Genomic DNA, 19,764 nt, shown 5'->3' with positions numbered 1-19,764 from the left:
TAATGAGATTATTTATTGCAGAAAAACCCAGCCTTGCTCGCGCTATCGCTGATGTATTGCCAAAACCTCATAAACGGGGTGATGGCTTTATTCTTTGTGGTGATAACCAGTATGTGACATGGTGTGTTGGTCACTTGCTTGAGCAAGCTGAGCCGGATGCATACGACCCGCGGTACGCCCGCTGGTCGTTAGATGATTTGCCTATTATTCCAGAAAAATGGCAACTCAAGCCCCGAGCTGATGTAAAAAAGCAGTTAGAAACAATCAAGACACTACTTAAGCAGGCAAAAGAAGTGATCCACGCGGGTGACCCCGATCGTGAAGGTCAGTTATTAGTTGATGAAGTGCTTAACTATTTAAATATCAGCGAAGACCAAAGAAAACAGGCGCGTCGTTGCTTAATTAATGATTTAAACCCCGCAGCAGTGACGCGCGCTATTGATAAGCTACGTTATAACCATGAATTTATTCCATTGTGTGTATCCGCTTTAGCAAGGGCAAGAGCTGACTGGCTTTATGGAATAAATATGACTCGAGCATATACGCTCTTAGGTCAGCGCAATGGTTATCAAGGTGTATTATCTGTAGGGCGAGTACAGACCCCTGTGCTTGGTTTAGTGGTTCGCCGTGATGAAGAAATTGAAAATTTTGTTCCTAAAGATTTCTTTGAAGTAAGAGCGCATGTTGTGACTCCCGCGGATGAACGCTTTACTGCAATTTGGCAGCCTAGTGAGCATTGTGAACCTTGGCAAGATGAAGAGGGGCGATTATTAAACCGGAAACTGGCAGAGCATGTTGTTGATAGAATTAAAGACAAGCCAGCCAATGTTACGGATTATCAAGATAAACAAGAATCTGAAATCGCACCGTTACCGTTCTCGCTCTCAGCATTACAAATTGAAGCCGCAAAACGATTTGGTTTAAGCGCACAACAAGTCTTAGATACCTGTCAGCGATTATATGAAACACATAAATTAATCACATATCCCCGTTCTGACAGTCGTTATCTCCCAGATGAACATTTTGCAGGCCGTCATGCGGTGATTAATGCCATTAGTGTGCATGATGGAAGTTTATTACCGCAAGAAACCTTAGATATTGATAAAAAGAATCGTTGTTGGGATGACAAGAAAGTGGATGCGCACCATGCTATTATTCCAACTGCAAAAACGGGTAATATTTCATTAAATGAAAACGAAAAAAATATTTATTATCTTGTTGCTCGCCAATATTTAATGCAATTTATGCCTGATGCGGTTTATCGCAAATGCGTGATTGAACTTGATATTGAAAACGGTAAATTTATTGCTAAAGCTCGATTTTTAGCTCAAGCAGGTTGGCGTGTGTTATTAGGTGCCAAAGAGCAAGATTCAGAAAATGATGGTTCTGCATTACCTATAGTAAAAAAAGGTGATGAACTGTTGTGTGAAAAAGGTGAGATTGTTGAAAAACAAACGCAACCTCCAAGGCCTTTTACAGATGCAACATTACTTTCAGCCATGACAGGTATTGCGCGCTTTGTTCAAGATAAAGAACTTAAGAAAATCCTAAGAGCGACGGATGGATTAGGTACTGAAGCGACAAGAGCGGGTATCATTGAATTACTGTTTAAACGTGGTTTTTTGCAAAAAAAAGGACGAGCCATTAATTCAACGCCAGCGGGTAGAGCATTAATTCATGTATTGCCAGATATGGCAACCTTACCGGATATGACTGCACATTGGGAATCGATACTCACACAAATTAGTGAGAAGCAGTTTAAATATCAAGATTTCATGATGCCATTAAATAATACATTGGTAGAGCTAATTACTCAGGCAAAACGTCGCCCTAATATTCAAGCTTTCAGAAATCTTCCTACGCCAGTGCATAATAAAAAGCGTAAGACAGCAACTAAAGGAAGTAACAAAGCAAGCAGCACAAAAAATAAAGCGCAGAGTAAAGCAGCAACGACTGATAATTAAGCCATAAATAAAAAACACTTCCTTAAATAATAAGGAAGTGTTTTTTTGAATAATGATTAAAGACGATTAGATTTTAAATTCAGCCCATACAGGGGCATGATCGGATGGTTTTTCCATTCCTCGAATATCGTAATCAATTCCTGTTGAAATACAATTATCCGCTAAACAACGACTAGCTAAGAGTAAATCGATACGTAGTCCACGGTTGTCATCAAATCCTTTAGAACGATAATCAAACCATGAAAATTTATCATCTATTTGAGGATGTTGTTGGCGGAAAGTATCTGTTAACCCCCAGCTCATCAATGTTGCCAGCCATTCACGTTCTTCAGGTAGGAAAGAGCATTTTCCTGTTTTTAACCAGCGTTTCATATTATTTTCGCCAATACCAATATCTTTATCTGTTGGGCTAATATTTAAATCACCCATAATAAGGACGGGAGAGGTTGGTTTTAAACTGGTTGCTAAGTAGTTTTGTAAATCAGCATAGAATTTTTCTTTTGCTGGGAATTTTGTTTCATGATCACGGCTTTCACCTTGAGGAAAGTATCCATTCATTACAGTGAGTAATCCTGCTGGTGTTTCAATATCAGCCATGATCATCCGGCGTTGAGCATCATCATCATCACCTGGAAAGCCTTTACGTACTGCAACAGGTTTTGCTTTTGTTAATAAGGCAACGCCATAATGTCCTTTTTGGCCATGATAAAAGACATGGTAGCCCAAAGATCCCACACTTTCTAATGGGAACATATCATCATGAACTTTCGTTTCTTGAAGTCCGATAACATCAGGTTGGTGTTTTTCTATGATGGCTTCAAGTTGGTGAGGGCGAGCACGTAAACCATTAATATTGAAAGAGACAAATTTCATGTGACTGTAACCATTTATATATTGAATAATAGGATGCCTTATACTATCAGGATCATAAAATGAATGTAAGTAAATCACTTAAATCATGGCACGGCTTATCAATAGAAAAATAAAACTAGATAAAATAAAGAGGGAACAAAGAAAATAAGATAAATTAATAAAAATAGTTAATTGCATAATAAAAATTATTAATTAAACAAAGTGGAAACATAAACTAATCTTTGATAGAAGAATATAACTATTATTATTCTTTATATGTGAAGAATAATGACATAATAAAAATAGCATTGCAGTTATAAATTGTATTCATTAAAAGGAGGTAAAGAGATATTTATATAAAACTATATTTATATAAAATTAATTTTTAAATTAATTAATCTATATTCTATTTACATTAAATGAATTAATGAAATTATTTGTTCAACACAGCAAAGGAATGGTGAATTATGTTTTTTTCTCGTAAATTAGAAGCCTTTATGGCCGTAGTTGAAAATGGTTCATTAAGTAAAGCTGCTCGTGTTATGAATCGAACGACACCTCCAGTCGCTAAGTCTATAAAGGACTTTGAGGCAGTATTGGGAAAGCGTCTATTTAAGCGAGAGAAGTTCGGTATGAGCTTAACGCAAGAAGGGCTTGAGCTTTATAATGATTTAAAATCACTTTATCTTCAGGAAAAAGAGATAACAAAAAAACATACCTCAGGTATTATTAATAATAGTATTCATGTTTATTATGATTGGGGGAAAAGCCAGTATTTAACACAACTTTATCAGGCAGCTAATAAAAATTATTCTCATATAAATATAATGCGATTCTCAAAAGAAAACTTTGATGAAATACCTGACTATGATGGAAATACATTAATATTAAGTTCAGAAAAAATTATTAGTGAAAAATTTAGTCTTATTCATAAAATAGACAATAAGTATTTGGGGATTTGTTGTCAGCGAGAGATTGCTAATAGCGTTAATAAAAATATTGATAAACTCTTAAGTGAAAATATTTGGTTATGTGATCCTGCATTATATAAAACAGCTAAAATAAAAAAATTAGAGAGTGAAATAAGAGATGGGGGGAAACCTGTTTGCGTTAGAATGATGGACGATCTTAATTGTTGTTTACGTTTTATTCAAACGCACTATTCTCTGTTATTTACAGATGAAAACCCATTGAAAGATGAGTATGACGGAGAGCTCTGTTTTATCCCTTTAACTCAGCCTACACTGCTGTACAACTGTTATATTTATAAATCTAAGTATCACTCAAGTGTGTTGAATCGTTTTATTGATTTGATTGGAAAAATGGAATAAAAAGTCTATTAGGATGAAGCTAAGAAGAGATGGTGGTGGGAGAAGGATTCGAACCTTCGAAGTCTGTGACGGCAGATTTACAGTCTGCTCCCTTTGGCCGCTTGGGTATCCCACCAACATTAAATTGTTTTGCTGTCCGTGACAGCGGGCGCAATAATACCAAATACCGAAGATCTGTAAAGCGCTATTTTACTAAAAGTAGATCGTTTGCTGTAAAAATGCTCATTTCGTTCAGCTTTTATGCTCTATCGTATTGATTTTAAGTAAAAACGTGAAAGTTAATAGAAGATAAAATAAACCGCGATATGTTTTGTATCGCGGTTTATTTTTAGATAATCATAATGTATTCAATATTAATGGTTTGAGAACTTATAAAATAATCGTTCTGTTACCATAAACGAAGACACGTTGTGAAAGTACCCAATATAAAGCATGGCTAAGTACATTTTTTTCAACATCACGACCAGCTCTCATCATATCTTCTGCAGAAAATGTGTGGTCAACGTTAATTACGTTCTGTGTGATGATTGGGCCTTCATCTAAATTATCATTTACGTAGTGAGCAGTAGCACCAATGATCTTGACTCCGCGTTCGTAAGCCTGATGGTAAGGGCGAGCACCAATAAAGGCAGGCAAGAAGGAGTGGTGAATATTGATAATTTGATTTGGGAAGTTTTGTACAAATGCAGGTGTTAATACACGCATGTATTTTGCGAGTACAACGTAATCAGGTTTGTATTGATTAATTTGTGCAATTAGCTTTTCATCATGTTGATCACGAGTTAATCCTTCATGACTAACAAGATGGAAAGGAATACCAAATTGTTCTACTAAATGTTTTAACGTGTCATGATTACCAATAACAGCGGCAATTTCTACATCTAGATCACCGAATGCGCTCTTCATTAACAAATCGCCAAGGCAATGTGCTTCTTTTGTCACCATAACTACAATGCGACGGCGACCTGCGGTATTCAATTCACGTTGAGAACCTTGCGGTAATGCATCATCTAAATCAGCAAGAAAAGTTTCATCATTAAAGATGCCTTCAAGCTCAGTGCGCATAAAAAAGCGACCAGTACGATGATCAACAAATTCACTATTTTGAACAATATTTAATTGATGTTTGTAGCAAATATTGGTGATTTTTGCGATTAGGCCTTTTGCATCAGGGCAAATAGTACGGAGTATTTTTTTTTGAGTATTTTGGTGTTGCATGTATGGATAAATCCTTTCTTTTACTTCTGTGTTTGCAATTATTTGATGTTATTTTCACAACATTTTTTGTATTTACGCCCTGAACCGCAAGGGCAGGGATCGTTTCGTCCTACTTTTGGTTTCACACCGTCAATATAAAACCAACAGTTATCTATTTTTAGAAAACGGGATCGTTCATGTAAGTACTGTTTATCATCGGCATTTCTTTCAATAAAGCAAGCCGAGAATTCAACGTATGCCTCATTTTTATTTGTGCTTGCTTGCGATGAGATAATATTAAGTCCAAGCCATTGTGTATTTGGAAAGCCTGAAGTTAATTCATCATGCAAGGATGCAATACGGCAAGAGGGGTGCCACGTTTTTATTAAGTAATTAGCATTATGTTTAACGAACGCGCTATAACGCGACCGCATTAATGCTTCTGCTGTTGGGGCATTTTTCTGCTCCAAATGGTAAGGCTCACAGCAATCAGAGTAGAATAATTGGCTATTACAGGGGCATAGATTCGACAAAATAATGTCCTAACTCACGTTATTAGTATGACGATTTCCCATAGATTGAAAAAAGTAATGATTGAGAATAATTAACGTCAATGTTGAACTAAACTAGTAATGTATCGCTAATTAATCGGCATGTGAAACGATAGTTACTGGAGTAACCAATGAATAAAGCCTTAGTGGGTAAAAAAATCTTGATAATTGATGATGAGGTTGTTTTTCGCACTATGCTGACGGAATATTTCTCACATGAAAAAGCGTGTGTCTATACAACAGATAATGGTAGCCAAGCGTTATCTTTATTAGATAAGGGATTATTACCCGACCTTATTTTATGTGACATTCGTATGCCGGTTATGAATGGCCCTACGTTTTTATGTCACCTTGAACAACGTAAACTTGCTATTCCTGTTATTGCTATTTCATGTACAGATAATATGTCTGAAGTAGATGATATGTTGCGTTTAGGGGCACAAGAAATTTTTCTTAAGCCAATAACACATCTCGATAAATTAAAACAAAAAGTTATTGAAGTATTATGCCCAGGTTTTTTTGAATCAGTATTAATAGAAGGTATACATTTAGAACCTCTTTGGAATAGCTTGCGAAAAGATACACATTATATTCAGTCGTTCATAAAACAGATGCAACCTCAGGTTAAACAAGTTGTAGCGGGATATTGTGTTAATTATCGTCAGCTAAATGATATTGCTAAAATGGGATTGTTATTTGACATTGCCGCTTTATCAGAAGATCAAATTATTTTTTATTGTGTTGATATATCACGGGACGACGAAAATGGGCTTTTGGTCGCTTTACTCTTACGAGTTGTATTTAATGATGTATTAAAATCATCAGAAAAAAATCGTTCGCTTCCAAGCATGTATAACATGTTGAATAAACTTAATAAGATGCTGAATGAAATAGGTGTAAAAGGGCAGTTTCCTATCACTTTAGGGTATTATCATACACAGAAAAAAAATATATTATTGGCATCAGCAGGATTACGAGCTGAAATAAAAACAGAGAGTAAAAAATTCGAATTGAATAGCGGTGTTCCCTTAGGTACTTTGCAACTTTTATATATTAACCAAATAAAATGTGAAGGAACAAATTGGCAATGTAAGATTTGGGATAATACAAATCAGATTAAATTAATGTTTTCCCCTATCTATAAAAGTTAAATTTAGATTAAATAAATACAGAATATCGTGCATATATTAAACATAAATGAAGAACTATCTCAATTAAGCGGTAGGGCTCTGTTTATCCTTAGATATTAGCTGGTATACTCTGGCGATTATTTTTTAATGTACCCATTCATATTTGAAAATAGAACGGTACGAATTGCAGGAGAAATATAATGTCATCAGCAGTGCGTAAAGTTAGAAAAGCGGTGATCCCTGTTGCTGGATTAGGAACAAGAATGTTACCTGCAACTAAGGCAATTCCGAAAGAAATGTTGCCTGTGGTTGATAAACCACTTATTCAATATGTGGTTAATGAATGTATTGCAGCGGGTATTAATGAAATTGTCCTTGTCACACATTCTTCTAAAAACTCCATTGAAAACCACTTTGATACCAGTTTTGAATTAGAAGCTATTTTAGAAAAACGAGTTAAACGCCAGTTACTAGAAGAAGTACAAGGTATTTGCCCAAGTCATGTCACTATCATGCAAACTCGTCAAGGGATCGCAAAAGGATTAGGCCATGCTATTTTATGTGCAAAACCTTTAATCGGTGATGAGCCTTTTGCGGTTATTCTGCCCGATGTCATTTTAGATAGATATAGTGCAGATTTAACTAAAGTTAACCTGAAAGAGATGCTTTCCCATTTTGAGCGCTCTGGCGCAAGCCAAATTTTAGTTGAACCTGTACCCGAAGATGAAGTTTCTAACTATGGTATTGTTGATTGCATGGGAGAACATTTATGCCCAGGTGATAGCAAACCAATTACTCGTGTTGTTGAAAAACCGAAAAAAGAAGAAGCACCTTCGAATTTATCTATCGTGGGTCGTTATGTCTTATCTGAAAGTATTTGGCCATTATTGGCAAAAACAGCACCAGGTGCGGGTGATGAAATTCAGTTAACAGATGCGATTGCGATGCTGATTGAAAAAGAAGCCGTTGAGGCTTATCACCTACAAGGGAAAAGCCACGATTGTGGTAATAAATTAGGGTATATGAAAGCATTCGTAGAATACGGTATACAGCACGAAGAGTTTGGTGAAGATTTCGCACAATGGATAAAATCATTGAAAGTAGAGTGAAATGGCACTGAGTAATAATCATTTTGTATAGCGGTTTTTATTGTATGGTTCTTGCGAATACATTGTGTTATAGACAAATGATTTTGTGAGAAATGCTAGATAAAGTGATCACAAGAGATTAAGGTATGGCTCAATGCAACCATGTATTGAGCCATACTGATTTTTGTAAAGTATGATGATGTTAAGCGTTATGATGTTTAATCAAGGTGATATTAAGCATGATAACGTTTACGTGAATAATAATTAATTGGGTTTATTTGAGTGATAATATGAAAATATTAGTAACAGGTGCTGCGGGGTTTATTGGCTCTCATTTAAGTCAGCGTTTAATTGAAATGGGTTACCATGTTGTTGGAATAGATAATCTCAATGATTATTATGATGTACGCTTAAAAGAAGCTCGATTAGCTAAATTACAACAGTTAGAAAAGTTTCAATTTGAGAAAATTGATATTGTTGATTCAACAAAAGTGGCTCAATTATTTGTAACTCATCAGTTTGATCGTGTTATTCATCTAGCGGCTCAGCCGGGAGTCCGCTATTCAATTGAAAATCCAATGGCCTATATTGATGCAAATATTGTCGGTCACATTAATATATTAGAAGGATGCCGTCATAATAAAGTAGGACATCTTATCTATTCTTCTTCAAGCTCTGTATATGGCTTAAATCAAAAGCAACCGTTCTCAACGGAAGATAGTGTTGATCATCCTGTTTCATTATATGCAGCAACTAAAAAAGCTAATGAGCTAATGTCTCATAGTTACTCGCATTTATATCAATTACCTACAACTGGATTACGATTCTTTACTGTATATGGTCCTTGGGGCCGTCCAGATATGGCATTATTTAAATTCACAAAAGCAATGCTTGCTGGTGAGCCTATTGATGTTTATAACGGCGGAAATATGACACGCGATTTCACTTATGTGGCTGATATCGTAGAGTCAGTTGTTCGTTTAATTGATATTGTTCCCAAAGCGGATGAAAGCTGGACGGTAGAAAAGGGCGAGACATCATCCAGTTCTGCACCTTATAAAATCTATAATGTAGGTAATGGGCAACCAACAAAACTGATGGATTTTATTAAGGCAATTGAAAAATCATTAAATATTAAAGCAAAACTAAATTTAATGCCGATGCAAGATGGTGATGTCCTTTCTACCTGTGCCGATTGCCAAGATTTATCTCAGGCCACCGGTTTCTCACCAAATACAAATGTAGAATACGGTGTAAAACAGTTTGTTGATTGGTATTTAAGTTATTATAGAAACTAAAACTGTTGGCTTAATTGAAGCGAATAAAAAAGGAGCTATAAAAGCTCCTTTTTCATTATAAATAAAAGTCAATGGTGTGATTTTCACACTCTTTATTTCTGTCTCCCAACCTTATATACAAACAACATCAGCACATATTAAAATTAAACGCTTGTTTAATATAAGGGATAAACAAGAAAATACCCTTTTAAATAATTAAAAGGGTATTTCAAATAGAATATTGACTTAAATTAGATAAGGAAATCTTCTAATGATTTGCCTTCTTCGTCAATTGCACGTTTGATTACAGCTGGTGTACGACCTTGGCCTGTCCAAGTTTTAGTTTCACCATTTTCATCAACGTAAGAATATTTAGCTGGGCGAGCTGCACGTTTAGCACGGCCAGTTTTATTAACAGCACTTGCTTCAAGTAAGTCTGTTGGGTCAATACCGGCTTCTTCTAACATTTCACGGTATTTTTGTAATTTCTGAACACGCTCTTCTTCAGCTGCTTTTTCTAATGAGAATTCTTCACGACGCTCATTAACAACAACTTCGAGCTTTTCCAGCATTTCTTCTAAAGTTTCTAAAGAAGTTTCTCTTGCTTGTGCGCGGAGAGTACGGATGTTATTTAATATTTTTAAAGATTCGCTCATTTTCCTGGTCTCAAATAAATGTTGTTGGCTGATGTAATACTAATAATAGATTGCTATTTAAATTTCTGCAATACCTAAATACAAACCTTACGTAAAATTTCTTTTTTTTAAACTATTATCTCAACGAAAAAAATAATAAATGTTGAGGTATCTTTAGTCAATAAAGGAAATATGAGTAAGGAAATGCATCTTTTAACTGATGATAGCGCTAATGTAAAAGAATAGAAAGCTTTGTTCATTTTTTTATAATAACGGACTTTTTTCAAAAAATGAGTTGGGGTTAACTTTCATACTTTAATAAACGTATATCAAGGCGTGTTTTAATATGTTAAGTACTTATTAAAGCTATTTATTTTTTAAGCAAAAATTAGCATTAACAATGACTCTCATCTTTGAATGGTATATCTAGAATAGAAATAAAGGTAATAAATACTCGTTATTGATAACTTGCAGACTGTTTATGTTAGACTGTCGCCCGTGAAAATAAACACTATTTAAGGAGAGAGCTGATGGCTCAGCTTTACTTTTATTATTCAGCTATGAATGCTGGAAAATCAACATCGTTATTGCAATCCTCTTATAACTATAATGAGCGAGGAATGCGTACATTGATTTTCACAGCGGCTATTGATACACGCTTTGCAAAGGGAAAAATTAGTTCAAGAATCGGTTTAAGTGCCGACGCATTGCTCTTTAGTGATGATATGAATATTCGCGATGTTATTGTTGCTGAGCATAACAAACAACCTATTCATTGCGTATTAATTGATGAATGCCAATTTTTAAGTAAGGCTCATGTAGAACAACTTTGTGAAATAACGGATACCTATGATATTCCGGTTCTTACTTATGGTTTAAGAACAGACTTTAGAGGTGAGTTATTTACAGGTAGTGCGTATTTATTAGCATGGGCAGATAAATTAGTAGAGCTTAAAACGGTGTGTTACTGCGGTAGAAAAGCAAATAAAGTATTACGCTTAGATGATAAAGGAAATGTGCTGAGCGATGGTGCTCAAGTTGAAATTGGCGGAAATGAAAAATATGTTTCAGTTTGCCGTAAGCATTATACTCAGGCAACGCTAAAAGGGAGTATCGAGCAAGAGTAATCTTTTCATTTTCTTCCCTCTTTTGCGTATTTATAATGATGAAAGAGGGATTAAAATAAGTGTCCAAATAAAAGCTTATATTACTTAATACTAAAAAATGTTTATCTGTTTTTAAATTTAACAAAATTATTGTTTTTTTTTATATCAAAAGTTGGTCATTATGATGTCCTTATGTAAAGAAATATTCTTTTTTTAAGAGAAAATTTATTCATTTCATAGATTTCATTATCATTAATCAAAAAAACATAATCAAATATACGTAGAGTGTCTAATTTGTGATGGTGATGTTGTTTTTTACAAATGATAAGACGTAAAAACATTTGATACATTAATATTATTCATAGTTTAATAAAATTGAATAAAAATAGTCATAATGGGCTATAAATCTATTTATTTTATCTATGCTTAACATAATGAAACATTTATATCGAGTCTTATTGATGATGCTTATTGGTTTGCCTGAATCATTATCTAATAAATAGCATGTCTCACTCTATGGATTTTAATACAAGAAAAAGACTGCACTTTTTATACTCCTAAAGGAGTAAATTTAACCGTCAAATGGACAAGTAGCGACCTTTCTTAAGCTATTACTTTATCAATATGCATACAGTATTTTGATAATATTTTATTGAAATTATGTGCTTTATAAAGTGAATGTTATTAATAACGTTGATGTGGAAATATTTCATATCAATATATTTTGCTCATTATTTAAAAGCTAAATAGATCGAAATGTTCATTTTTCTTCTTTTCTAATGAGAATAAAACTCATTGTTAACGAATAAATGGTGATCTTGGTTTTAAAAATACCTTTTTAGATCTATTCGATAAAGATAATTGGTTCAAAATAAAATAATTATGCTAACTAATGAAGAAGGTAGTGAGTTAGACAAGCGCTGTAATTTACACAGACAACTTTTTTTAGGGTGGTTAATGCAACAGGGTAGCTGAAAAAGAAAATGGCTTAGCGCCTCATTTAAAGCTATATAGGCTTAAATATTCTAAATCCCATTCTTAATAAAAAAATAATTGATGTTGATTAAGGGTAACTACTTATATTTTTTGGTTAAAAAATCGCTGAGCCATGATTTAGTGGTAAAACAAAATGAAAAGGCCTGACTCCGGTTAAATATCGAAATCAGGCCTTACATATCGCTTTACTAAAAGTGCCCAAATTTATAGGGCACTTCATTAGCAAATTTTTATTAATAATAAATAATCGATTATTTGAGGATCAGACTAACACAGTGTGTCTCGATTATTTTTTACTGCTTTTTTTAGCTGGTTTTGATTCTTCTTTTACTTCCACAACAGGATGTTCATTAAATTCACGACCGTAGTAAGAATCTAATAATAGTTGTTTCAGTTCAGAGATCAGTGGGTAACGTGGGTTAGCACCAGTACACTGATCATCAAACGCATCTTCAGATAACTTATCAATTCTTGCTAAGAAATCACTTTCTTGGACGCCGGCTTCACGAATAGAAGATGGAATACCTAATGAAGATTTCATTTCTTCTAACCATGCTAATAATTTTTCAATCTTAGCAGCAGTACGATCACCCGGTGCTGAAAGTTCTAAGTGGTCAGCAATTTCTGCATAGCGACGGCGAGCTTGAGGGCGGTCGTATTGGCTAAATGCAGTCTGTTTTGTTGGGTTATCATTTGCGTTATAACGAATAACGTTTGAAATTAATAACGCATTAGCTAAACCATGAGGAATATGGAACTCAGAGCCTAATTTATGCGCCATTGAGTGACAAACACCCAAGAATGCGTTAGCAAAAGCAATACCAGCAATAGTTGCCGCATTATGAACACGTTCACGAGCAACTGGGTTTTTAGCCCCCTCATGATAACTTGCTGGCAGATATTCTTTCAGTAATTTCAATGCTTGTAGTGCTTGTCCGTCAGAATATTCGTTAGCTAATACAGAAACATAAGCTTCTAATGCGTGAGTCACTGCGTCTAAACCACCAAATGCACACAGTGATTTAGGCATATTCATAACAAGGTTTGCATCAACAATAGCCATATCAGGTGTTAATGCATAGTCTGCTAATGGGTATTTCTGACCTGTTTCGTCATCAGTAACTACCGCAAAAGGTGTTACTTCAGAGCCAGTACCTGATGTTGTAGTGATAGCAACCATTTGTGCTTTCACACCCATTTTCGGGAATTTGTAAATACGTTTACGGATATCCATAAAGCGTAGTGCTAATTCTTCGAAGTGAGTTTCTGGGTGCTCATACATAACCCACATAATTTTTGCAGCATCCATTGGTGAACCACCACCTAATGCGATGATCACGTCAGGTTTAAAGCTGTTCATCTGTTCTGCGCCTTTGCGCACAACACTCAATGTTGGATCGGCTTCAACTTCAAAGAAGACTTCTGTTTCAACACCAAATTTTTTCAGTACACGAGTAACTTCATCGACATAACCGTTATTGAATAAGAAACCGTCGGTTACGATAAAGGCACGTTTTTTACCATCAGTCGCAATTTCTTCCAGTGCGATAGGCAAACAACCACGGCGGAAGTAAATAGATTTAGGAAGCTTATGCCACAACATATTTTCTGCTCTTTTCGCCACGGTTTTAGTGTTGATAAGGTGTTTTGGCCCTACGTTTTCTGAAATGGAGTTACCACCCCATGAACCACAACCTAAGGTTAGAGAAGGAGCAAGCTTAAAGTTGTATAAGTCACCAATACCACCTTGAGATGCTGGAGTATTGATTAAGATACGAGATGTTTTCATTTTATCGCCGAAATAGGCAACATGTTCAGGACAATTATCTTGGTCTGTATATAAGCAAGATGTATGACCGATACCGCCCATTTCAACTAATTTTTCTGCTTTATGTACCGCATCTTCAAAAGTTTGAGCGTGGTACATTGCTAATAATGGAGATAATTTCTCGTGAGCAAATGGTTCTGCTTCGGTTGTTTCTTTTACTTCACCAATTAAAATTTTGGTGTTTACAGGTACTTCAATGCCGGCCATTTCAGCGATTTTTGTTGCTGGTTGACCTACGATAGCCGCATTTAAGTTACCGTCTTTTAAGATGATATCTTGAACAGCTTTTAATTCTTTACCTGTTAGCATATAACCGCCGTGAGTTGAGAAACGCTCACGAACTTGTTTATAGATGCTATCAACAACGATTACAGATTGTTCTGACGCACAAATTACGCCGTTATCGAAGGTTTTAGACATTAAGATTGATGCCACAGCACGTTTGATATCTGCTGAATCATCAATAACAACCGGAGTATTACCCGCACCAACACCGATAGCAGGTTTACCTGAACTATATGCTGCTTTAACCATGCCTGGACCACCTGTTGCTAAGATCAGGTTGATATCTTCATGGTGCATTAATGCGTTAGAGAGGGCGACTGATGGCTCATCAATCCAACCAATTATGTCTTTTGGCGCACCTGCGGCGATAGCTGCATTTAAAACGATTTCTGCGGCGCGATTTGTTGCTTCTTTAGCGCGTGGGTGTGGCGAGAAAATAATACCGTTACGTGTTTTTAAGCTAATTAATGCTTTAAAAATCGCAGTAGATGTTGGGTTAGTGGTCGGTACGATACCGCAAATGATACCAATAGGTTCAGCGATAGTCATTGTGCCGTAAGTCAGATCTTCAGATAAGATCCCGCAGGTTTTTTCATCTTTATATGCATTGTAGATATATTCGGAAGCAAAGTGGTTTTTAATCACTTTATCTTCAACGATACCCATGCCAGATTCTTTCACAGCCAATTTTGCCAGAGGAATACGGGCGTCAGCGGCAGCTAATGCAGCAGCACGGAAAATTGCATCAACTTGTTCTTGAGAGAAGTTAGCAAATTCGCGTTGAGCTTTTTTTACACGAGCAACCAAATCATTGAGTTCAGTAACGTTAGTTACAGACATAAAGAGACTCCTGATAAAATGTTAAATTTTTTAAGCAAATTAGCCGTTTTGATCATCATTAATAAGAATAGTCTAGATAGATGACATCGTACTTATTTCAGTAATAATAATTAGAAGCCCTAATTTGCTTAAAAAACTTAAAAAAAACAACAATAAACATAAATATATTTTTTAAATTACCCTCTTTTTCCGAATGATAAGAGCTTACCATCTTTCTAATTAATTAACGTGATATATATCACAAAATTGACAAGCTGACACCTTTCAGCATGGCTGTTAATGAGAATGATAATCATATATAAAAAATCATCAACGATTTTTTTGTCGTATCTCATATTTCGATATAAAATTAAACCACTAGGTTTTTATCGGTTTACAAGAGAATATTTTAGGTAAAAACTTGTTAACTAATAGAATTAACTGGTTTATTGATTTAAAGTAACGCGGATTTTTTAGAGTTACTCTATCTTTTATAGAATAATTCGCATGTTTATTAGCCAAGAAGGGGCTTTTCATGGGGGCACTGCTGGATTTATCCGGTTATATTAAATTTTTTGTGGGTCTTTTTGCGATTGTAAACCCAATTGGTATTTTGCCTGTTTTTATTAGTATGACGAGTTATCAAACGGATGCAGGGCGAAACAAAACAAATTTAATTGCAAATGGCTCCGTTGCAATTATTTTGGTTTCATCTCTGTTAATCGGCGATTCTATACTGAATATTTTCGGTATTTCTATCGACTCGTTTCGTATAGCGGGAGGGATGCTGATTGTTACAATTGCCATGACCATGATAAATGGGCGTTTAGGGGAAGATAAACAAAACAATCAAGAACGAAATGAATCTGCCGTACGTAATAGTGTTGCAGTTGTACCTTTAGCGTTACCATTAATGGCTGGGCCTGGGGCAATTAGTTCTTGTATTGTATGGAGTTCTCGCTGGGAAGGTTTTACTAACTTTTTGGGATTAGCCGCAACCAGTATCTTTTTTGCATTCTGCTGTTGGTTGCTTTTTCGTAGTGCAACACTATTAGTGAAATACTTAGGGCAAACGGGAATTAACGTGGTAACCCGTATAATGGGCTTATTATTAATGTCTTTAGGTATTGAGTTTATTGTGACCGGTTTGCGTTCTATTTTTCCGGGCTTATTAGTTTAAATATCGTTGACACAGTAGCATTTTTAAAAATCGCAGTGTTTTTTAATACTGCGATTTTTTATTTATTACATCACTTCTTCCATGTTAATCAAGACGATGTATTCCTTTTGATAACGCATCTCTATCATAGTGTTGAGTCAATTCGCCATTTTCCATTAATGCGGCTCTATCAGACATATGAGCAATCACATCGGCATCATGACTCACTAATAAATAAGTCATATTATGCTGTTTTTTTAGGGTGTTAAGCAGATTTAAGATCTCGGCTTGCACTGACATATCCAATGCTGAAGTTGGCTCATCTAATAATAACAATTGAGGCTGTAGCAAAAGGGCTCTTGCAATAGCAACTCGTTGGCGTTGTCCACCAGAAAGTTGGTGAGGATAACGGCTTGCTACGTCCGCAGATAAGCCGACTTGAGCTAATGCCTGTTCAATTGTGCTGTTATCAAAAGGAATTTGATGAATTTTCAAAGGTTCAGAAAAAGCACGCTCAATACGGTGTTGGGGATGTAAAGAGGCATAGGGATCTTGAAATACCATCTGTATATTACGGCGCAATGCGCCTTGAAAACGTTGCTGTGGTTTAATGGTTTGCCCTAAAAGTGACATGCTACCTTGCCAATGAGGCAATAATCCAGCAATGACACGTAAAACGGTTGATTTTCCACAACCAGAACGACCTATTAAGCTGAAGGTTTCACCTTGTTGGACATGTAAGTTGATCCCTTTTACAACATGCTTTGCTTGTTTGCCTTGCTCAAATTGAACGTGTAAATCATGAATATCAATTAGCATGATGTTGCTCCTTGAAATTAAGCGTCCTATCTAATACTGGCAATTGTGTGCCATAAGTGCTTGCATTAGGTCTACATGTCCAAAGTGTACGCGTATAAGGATGTGTGGCTGTCGGTAATGCTTTCGCATTGAGTTCATCTACTTGTTCGCCTTGGTACATCACCATTACACGCTCGCAGTATTCAGCAACCAGAGGTAAATCATGACTAATGAGTAGTAAACCCATCTTGCGCTGCTCACATTGGGTGGTAATCAGTTCAAGAATTTGATGGCGTAATTGGGCATCAAGCGCTGATGTTGGTTCATCAGCAATTAGAATTGTTGGGTTATTAATTAGCGCAATAGCAATCATTGCCCGTTGTCCCATTCCTCCTGATAATTCACCGGGATAGCGGTAAATACTCTGCTCAGGAAAGCCAACAGATAACAGCATTTCGATAATCAATTGTCGCCTATCTTGGCGTGAAAGTGTTTGATGGCGTTTTACCGACTCTTCCACTTGTTGATAAATGGTTTTTACCGGATTTAATGCATAACGGGGATCTTGCAATACCATCGAAATAGTATTACCTCGAGTGTTATTCCATTGGCGCGATGAAAAATTCAATAGATTATTTCCCATCAAATTGAGCTGCTCTGCGCTAACTTTTCCTGGTTGACGCACGAGTCCCATTAATGCGCGAGCTGTCATTGATTTACCCGAACCTGATTCACCCACCACGGCTAAACGCTCTTGGCCTAAAGTAAAAGAGACGTTATTAACCACTCTTGCCGTTGGATAATCAATACAGAGTTTTTTCACTTCAATTAAAGGTGTTTTACTCATGGGTATCTCCCAATATATCCCGAAGCCCATCACCTAATAAATTAAAGGCGAGACTACTGATCAAAATTGCTGTACCCGGAATAGCGGCAACCCACCATTGGTCAAAAATAACGGGCATACCTTCTGCTATCATTGCTCCCCATTCCGCCATAGGAGGGCGAGCACCTAATCCAAGAAAGCCCAAACCTGCGGCAGCAAGAATAATCACCGCTAAATTAAGCGCTAAACGCACAATGGCTGACGGTAAACATAGCGGTAAAATATGCCCCCATAAAAGACGAACACCTTTTATTCCCATCATTTCAGCCGCAGCAAGGTAATCACTATTGCGCAAATGTTGAATTTCACTGCGAGATTGACGTGCATAAGCAGGCCATGCTGTTAAAGCCAGTGCTAATGCTCCATTAAGAAGACCGGGGCCTAACATTGCTACAAAGGCAAAAGCTAGGATCAATGAAGGCATTGACATCACAACGTCAGTGAATCGCATTAAAATACGTTCAGTCCATCCACCGTAATAACCCGATAAAATCCCGACCAACAATCCTAATGGTAAGGTGATAATAGCCACCAAACCCACCAAACCAAGCATTGGGCGTGTGCCATAAATAATACGTGAAAGGATATCTCGCCCATAATTATCGGTGCCTAACCAGTGTTCAGCGTTGGGTGCTAATAAGCGTTGAGCTGCATGTTGCCAATTGGGATCGTAAGGGGCTAACCAAGGTGCAAAAATAGCAATAATTAACAGTAAAATAAGCAACGATAAACCGATAAATGCGGAAGGCGAACGCGCTATTTTTCTTAAAAATGAAGGTGACATTAGCGGAGCCTCGGATCAGTCAAACGAATAACGATATCGGTCATATTATTAATAAAGACAAAGCATAAACCGATAATTAAAGTACCGCCCATAATGGCTGTGGTATCACCTGCAAAAAGTGCGGTTGTAAGATATCGACCAATTCCCGGCCAAGAAAAGACCGTTTCTGTTAATACCGCACCTTCTAACATACCGGTATAAGACAAGGCGATAATGGTCATTAATACACCACGAATATTGGGTAATACGTGATAAAAGAGAATACGTAACTCACCAATACCTTTTGCTCTTGCTAAGGTGACATACTCTTTATTCATTTCGTTTAAACAGGCCGAACGTGTTAAGCGAGTAATAGAGGCAAGGGCAAAATAAGCTAACAGAGAAACGGGCAGAATAAGGTGTGATAACGCGTTAAAAAAGGCATCTTTATCACCGGCTAATAAGGTATCGATTAACGCAAAGCCTGTTACAGGTTCAATCGTAAATTGATATATATCGTCTAATCGTCCGGGGCCTGCGGTCCATTGCAGTGTGGCATAGAAAATTAATAACAAAATTAAGCCTAACCAGAAAATAGGAACAGAGCTACCTAATAGCGTCAAAATGCGTAAAACAAAATCGAGAGGTGTACCGACAAAACGAGCACATAATACGCCAAATAAAATGCCCAAACTGGCACCAATAACCAATGCGACTGTTGCTAACTCTAAAGTGGCTGGGAAAGTCAATAATAAATCATCAAGAACGGGTTGACCCGTTGATGTCGCTGTACCCAAATGTCCTTCTAATAATGCTTCTACATAGTGAAAAAACTGCATATAGAGAGGTAAATCCAGCCCCAATTCATGTTTGACTTGGTTATATGTTTCGAGGCTTGCATGATCACCGACAATTTGCAGAACAGGATCAACAGGGGAAAGTGCAGAAAGTGTGAAAGTAATTACAAGAAGCCCAAAAAGCGTAAGTACTAATGTCAATATTCCTTGAGCAAAAGTAATTAACTGGCTTTTTAGACGAATAGGTAACGTCATAGCAGTGTTCATACAGCAATAGCCTAGTGAAATGGCAAAAAATAGAC

The 19,764-nt window shown here is 36.3% G+C and carries 16 protein-coding genes and 1 tRNA gene; 7 read left to right on the top strand and 10 right to left on the bottom strand.

What is annotated here, in order from left to right:
- The first annotated feature begins 2 nt into the window (after positions 1 to 2).
- Complete coding sequence (locus tag ABN256_RS02860; RefSeq protein WP_197269104.1) at positions 3 to 1,964, top strand: DNA topoisomerase III; 1,962 nt, start codon at positions 3 to 5, stop codon at positions 1,962 to 1,964.
- Between the two features lie 66 nt (positions 1,965 to 2,030).
- On the opposite strand, the gene xthA is transcribed toward ABN256_RS02860, so the two are convergent.
- Positions 2,031 to 2,837 carry an exodeoxyribonuclease III gene (xthA, locus tag ABN256_RS02855; protein WP_196554111.1) on the bottom strand — a complete coding sequence of 269 codons (807 nt, stop codon included), beginning with the start codon at positions 2,835 to 2,837 and terminating at the stop codon, positions 2,031 to 2,033.
- Positions 2,838 to 3,283: 446 nt separating this feature from the next.
- On the opposite strand from xthA, the gene ABN256_RS02850 reads away from it, so the two are divergent.
- Entirely contained in the window at positions 3,284 to 4,147 is an 864-nt protein-coding gene (locus ABN256_RS02850) for a LysR family transcriptional regulator (RefSeq protein WP_349439091.1), read from the top strand.
- Between the two features lie 30 nt (positions 4,148 to 4,177).
- Here ABN256_RS02850 and ABN256_RS02845 read toward each other — a convergent pair.
- From ABN256_RS02845 to ABN256_RS02835, 3 genes are all read right to left on the bottom strand, one after another.
- Positions 4,178 to 4,262, bottom strand: a tRNA-Tyr gene (locus ABN256_RS02845).
- A gap of 254 nt (positions 4,263 to 4,516) precedes the next feature.
- Positions 4,517 to 5,365 carry a formyltetrahydrofolate deformylase gene (gene purU, locus ABN256_RS02840; RefSeq protein WP_198624260.1) on the bottom strand — a complete coding sequence of 283 codons (849 nt, stop codon included), beginning with the start codon at positions 5,363 to 5,365 and terminating at the stop codon, positions 4,517 to 4,519.
- 38 nt (positions 5,366 to 5,403) lie between these two features.
- Positions 5,404 to 5,877, bottom strand: a complete 474-nt coding sequence (locus ABN256_RS02835) for a YchJ family protein (RefSeq protein ID WP_340893176.1) — start codon at positions 5,875 to 5,877, stop codon at positions 5,404 to 5,406.
- A 149-nt stretch (positions 5,878 to 6,026) separates the two neighbouring features.
- Here ABN256_RS02835 and rssB point away from each other — a divergent pair, with 149 nt between their 5' ends.
- The 3 genes from rssB (at position 6,027) to ABN256_RS02820 (ending at position 9,411) form a co-directional block, all read left to right on the top strand.
- A complete protein-coding gene (gene rssB / locus ABN256_RS02830) occupies positions 6,027 to 7,046 on the top strand; it encodes a two-component system response regulator RssB (protein ID WP_109407653.1) in 1,020 nt (339 codons plus the stop codon).
- Positions 7,047 to 7,225: 179 nt separating this feature from the next.
- Positions 7,226 to 8,134 (top strand): UTP--glucose-1-phosphate uridylyltransferase GalU, encoded by a 909-nt coding sequence (gene galU / locus ABN256_RS02825; RefSeq protein WP_072068304.1) that lies wholly within the window; start codon positions 7,226 to 7,228, stop codon positions 8,132 to 8,134.
- 269 nt (positions 8,135 to 8,403) lie between these two features.
- Positions 8,404 to 9,411, top strand: coding sequence for an NAD-dependent epimerase (locus ABN256_RS02820; RefSeq protein WP_196554114.1), 1,008 nt, complete (start codon positions 8,404 to 8,406; stop codon positions 9,409 to 9,411).
- A gap of 230 nt (positions 9,412 to 9,641) precedes the next feature.
- Here ABN256_RS02820 and hns read toward each other — a convergent pair whose 3' ends face one another.
- Positions 9,642 to 10,046: a histone-like nucleoid-structuring protein H-NS gene (gene hns / locus ABN256_RS02815; RefSeq protein ID WP_072068302.1), complete on the bottom strand. Its 405-nt coding sequence runs from the start codon at positions 10,044 to 10,046 to the stop codon at positions 9,642 to 9,644.
- A gap of 509 nt (positions 10,047 to 10,555) precedes the next feature.
- On the opposite strand from hns, the gene ABN256_RS02810 reads away from it, so the two are divergent.
- Positions 10,556 to 11,152 carry a thymidine kinase gene (locus ABN256_RS02810; RefSeq protein WP_072068301.1) on the top strand — a complete coding sequence of 199 codons (597 nt, stop codon included), beginning with the start codon at positions 10,556 to 10,558 and terminating at the stop codon, positions 11,150 to 11,152.
- Between the two features lie 1,261 nt (positions 11,153 to 12,413).
- Here the strand turns inward: ABN256_RS02810 and adhE are convergent.
- A complete protein-coding gene (gene adhE / locus ABN256_RS02805; RefSeq protein WP_115349878.1) occupies positions 12,414 to 15,080 on the bottom strand; it encodes a bifunctional acetaldehyde-CoA/alcohol dehydrogenase in 2,667 nt (888 codons plus the stop codon).
- Between the two features lie 514 nt (positions 15,081 to 15,594).
- Between adhE and ABN256_RS02800 the strand changes: the two genes are divergently transcribed.
- Complete coding sequence (locus ABN256_RS02800) at positions 15,595 to 16,239, top strand: YchE family NAAT transporter (RefSeq protein WP_072068299.1); 645 nt, start codon at positions 15,595 to 15,597, stop codon at positions 16,237 to 16,239.
- 84 nt (positions 16,240 to 16,323) lie between these two features.
- Here the strand turns inward: ABN256_RS02800 and ABN256_RS02795 are convergent, their stop codons facing one another.
- The 4 genes from ABN256_RS02795 to ABN256_RS02780 are packed head-to-tail and all read right to left on the bottom strand — an operon-like array spanning position 16,324 to position 19,729.
- Complete coding sequence (locus ABN256_RS02795; RefSeq protein WP_197269106.1) at positions 16,324 to 17,037, bottom strand: ABC transporter ATP-binding protein; 714 nt, start codon at positions 17,035 to 17,037, stop codon at positions 16,324 to 16,326.
- Positions 17,027 to 17,863, bottom strand: a complete 837-nt coding sequence (locus ABN256_RS02790; protein WP_072068297.1) for an ABC transporter ATP-binding protein — start codon at positions 17,861 to 17,863, stop codon at positions 17,027 to 17,029. The genes ABN256_RS02795 and ABN256_RS02790 overlap by 11 nt, the downstream gene beginning before the upstream one ends.
- The gene (locus tag ABN256_RS02785) at positions 17,856 to 18,686 is read right to left on the bottom strand and encodes an ABC transporter permease (RefSeq protein ID WP_072068296.1); all 831 of its coding nucleotides are present in this window, start codon (positions 18,684 to 18,686) and stop codon (positions 17,856 to 17,858) included. The genes ABN256_RS02790 and ABN256_RS02785 overlap by 8 nt, the downstream gene beginning before the upstream one ends.
- The gene (locus ABN256_RS02780) at positions 18,686 to 19,729 is read right to left on the bottom strand and encodes an ABC transporter permease (RefSeq protein ID WP_349439088.1); all 1,044 of its coding nucleotides are present in this window, start codon (positions 19,727 to 19,729) and stop codon (positions 18,686 to 18,688) included. The genes ABN256_RS02785 and ABN256_RS02780 overlap by 1 nt, the downstream gene beginning before the upstream one ends.
- Between the last annotated feature and the right edge of the window lie 35 nt (positions 19,730 to 19,764).

Origin of the sequence: Proteus sp. fly-1008 (genome assembly GCF_040140305.1) — a bacterium.
In the GTDB taxonomy this organism is placed as follows: domain Bacteria; phylum Pseudomonadota; class Gammaproteobacteria; order Enterobacterales; family Enterobacteriaceae; genus Proteus; species Proteus vulgaris_B.
Note: the sequence above shows the minus strand (reverse complement) of the source record. Positions and strands in the feature narration are given on the sequence as shown.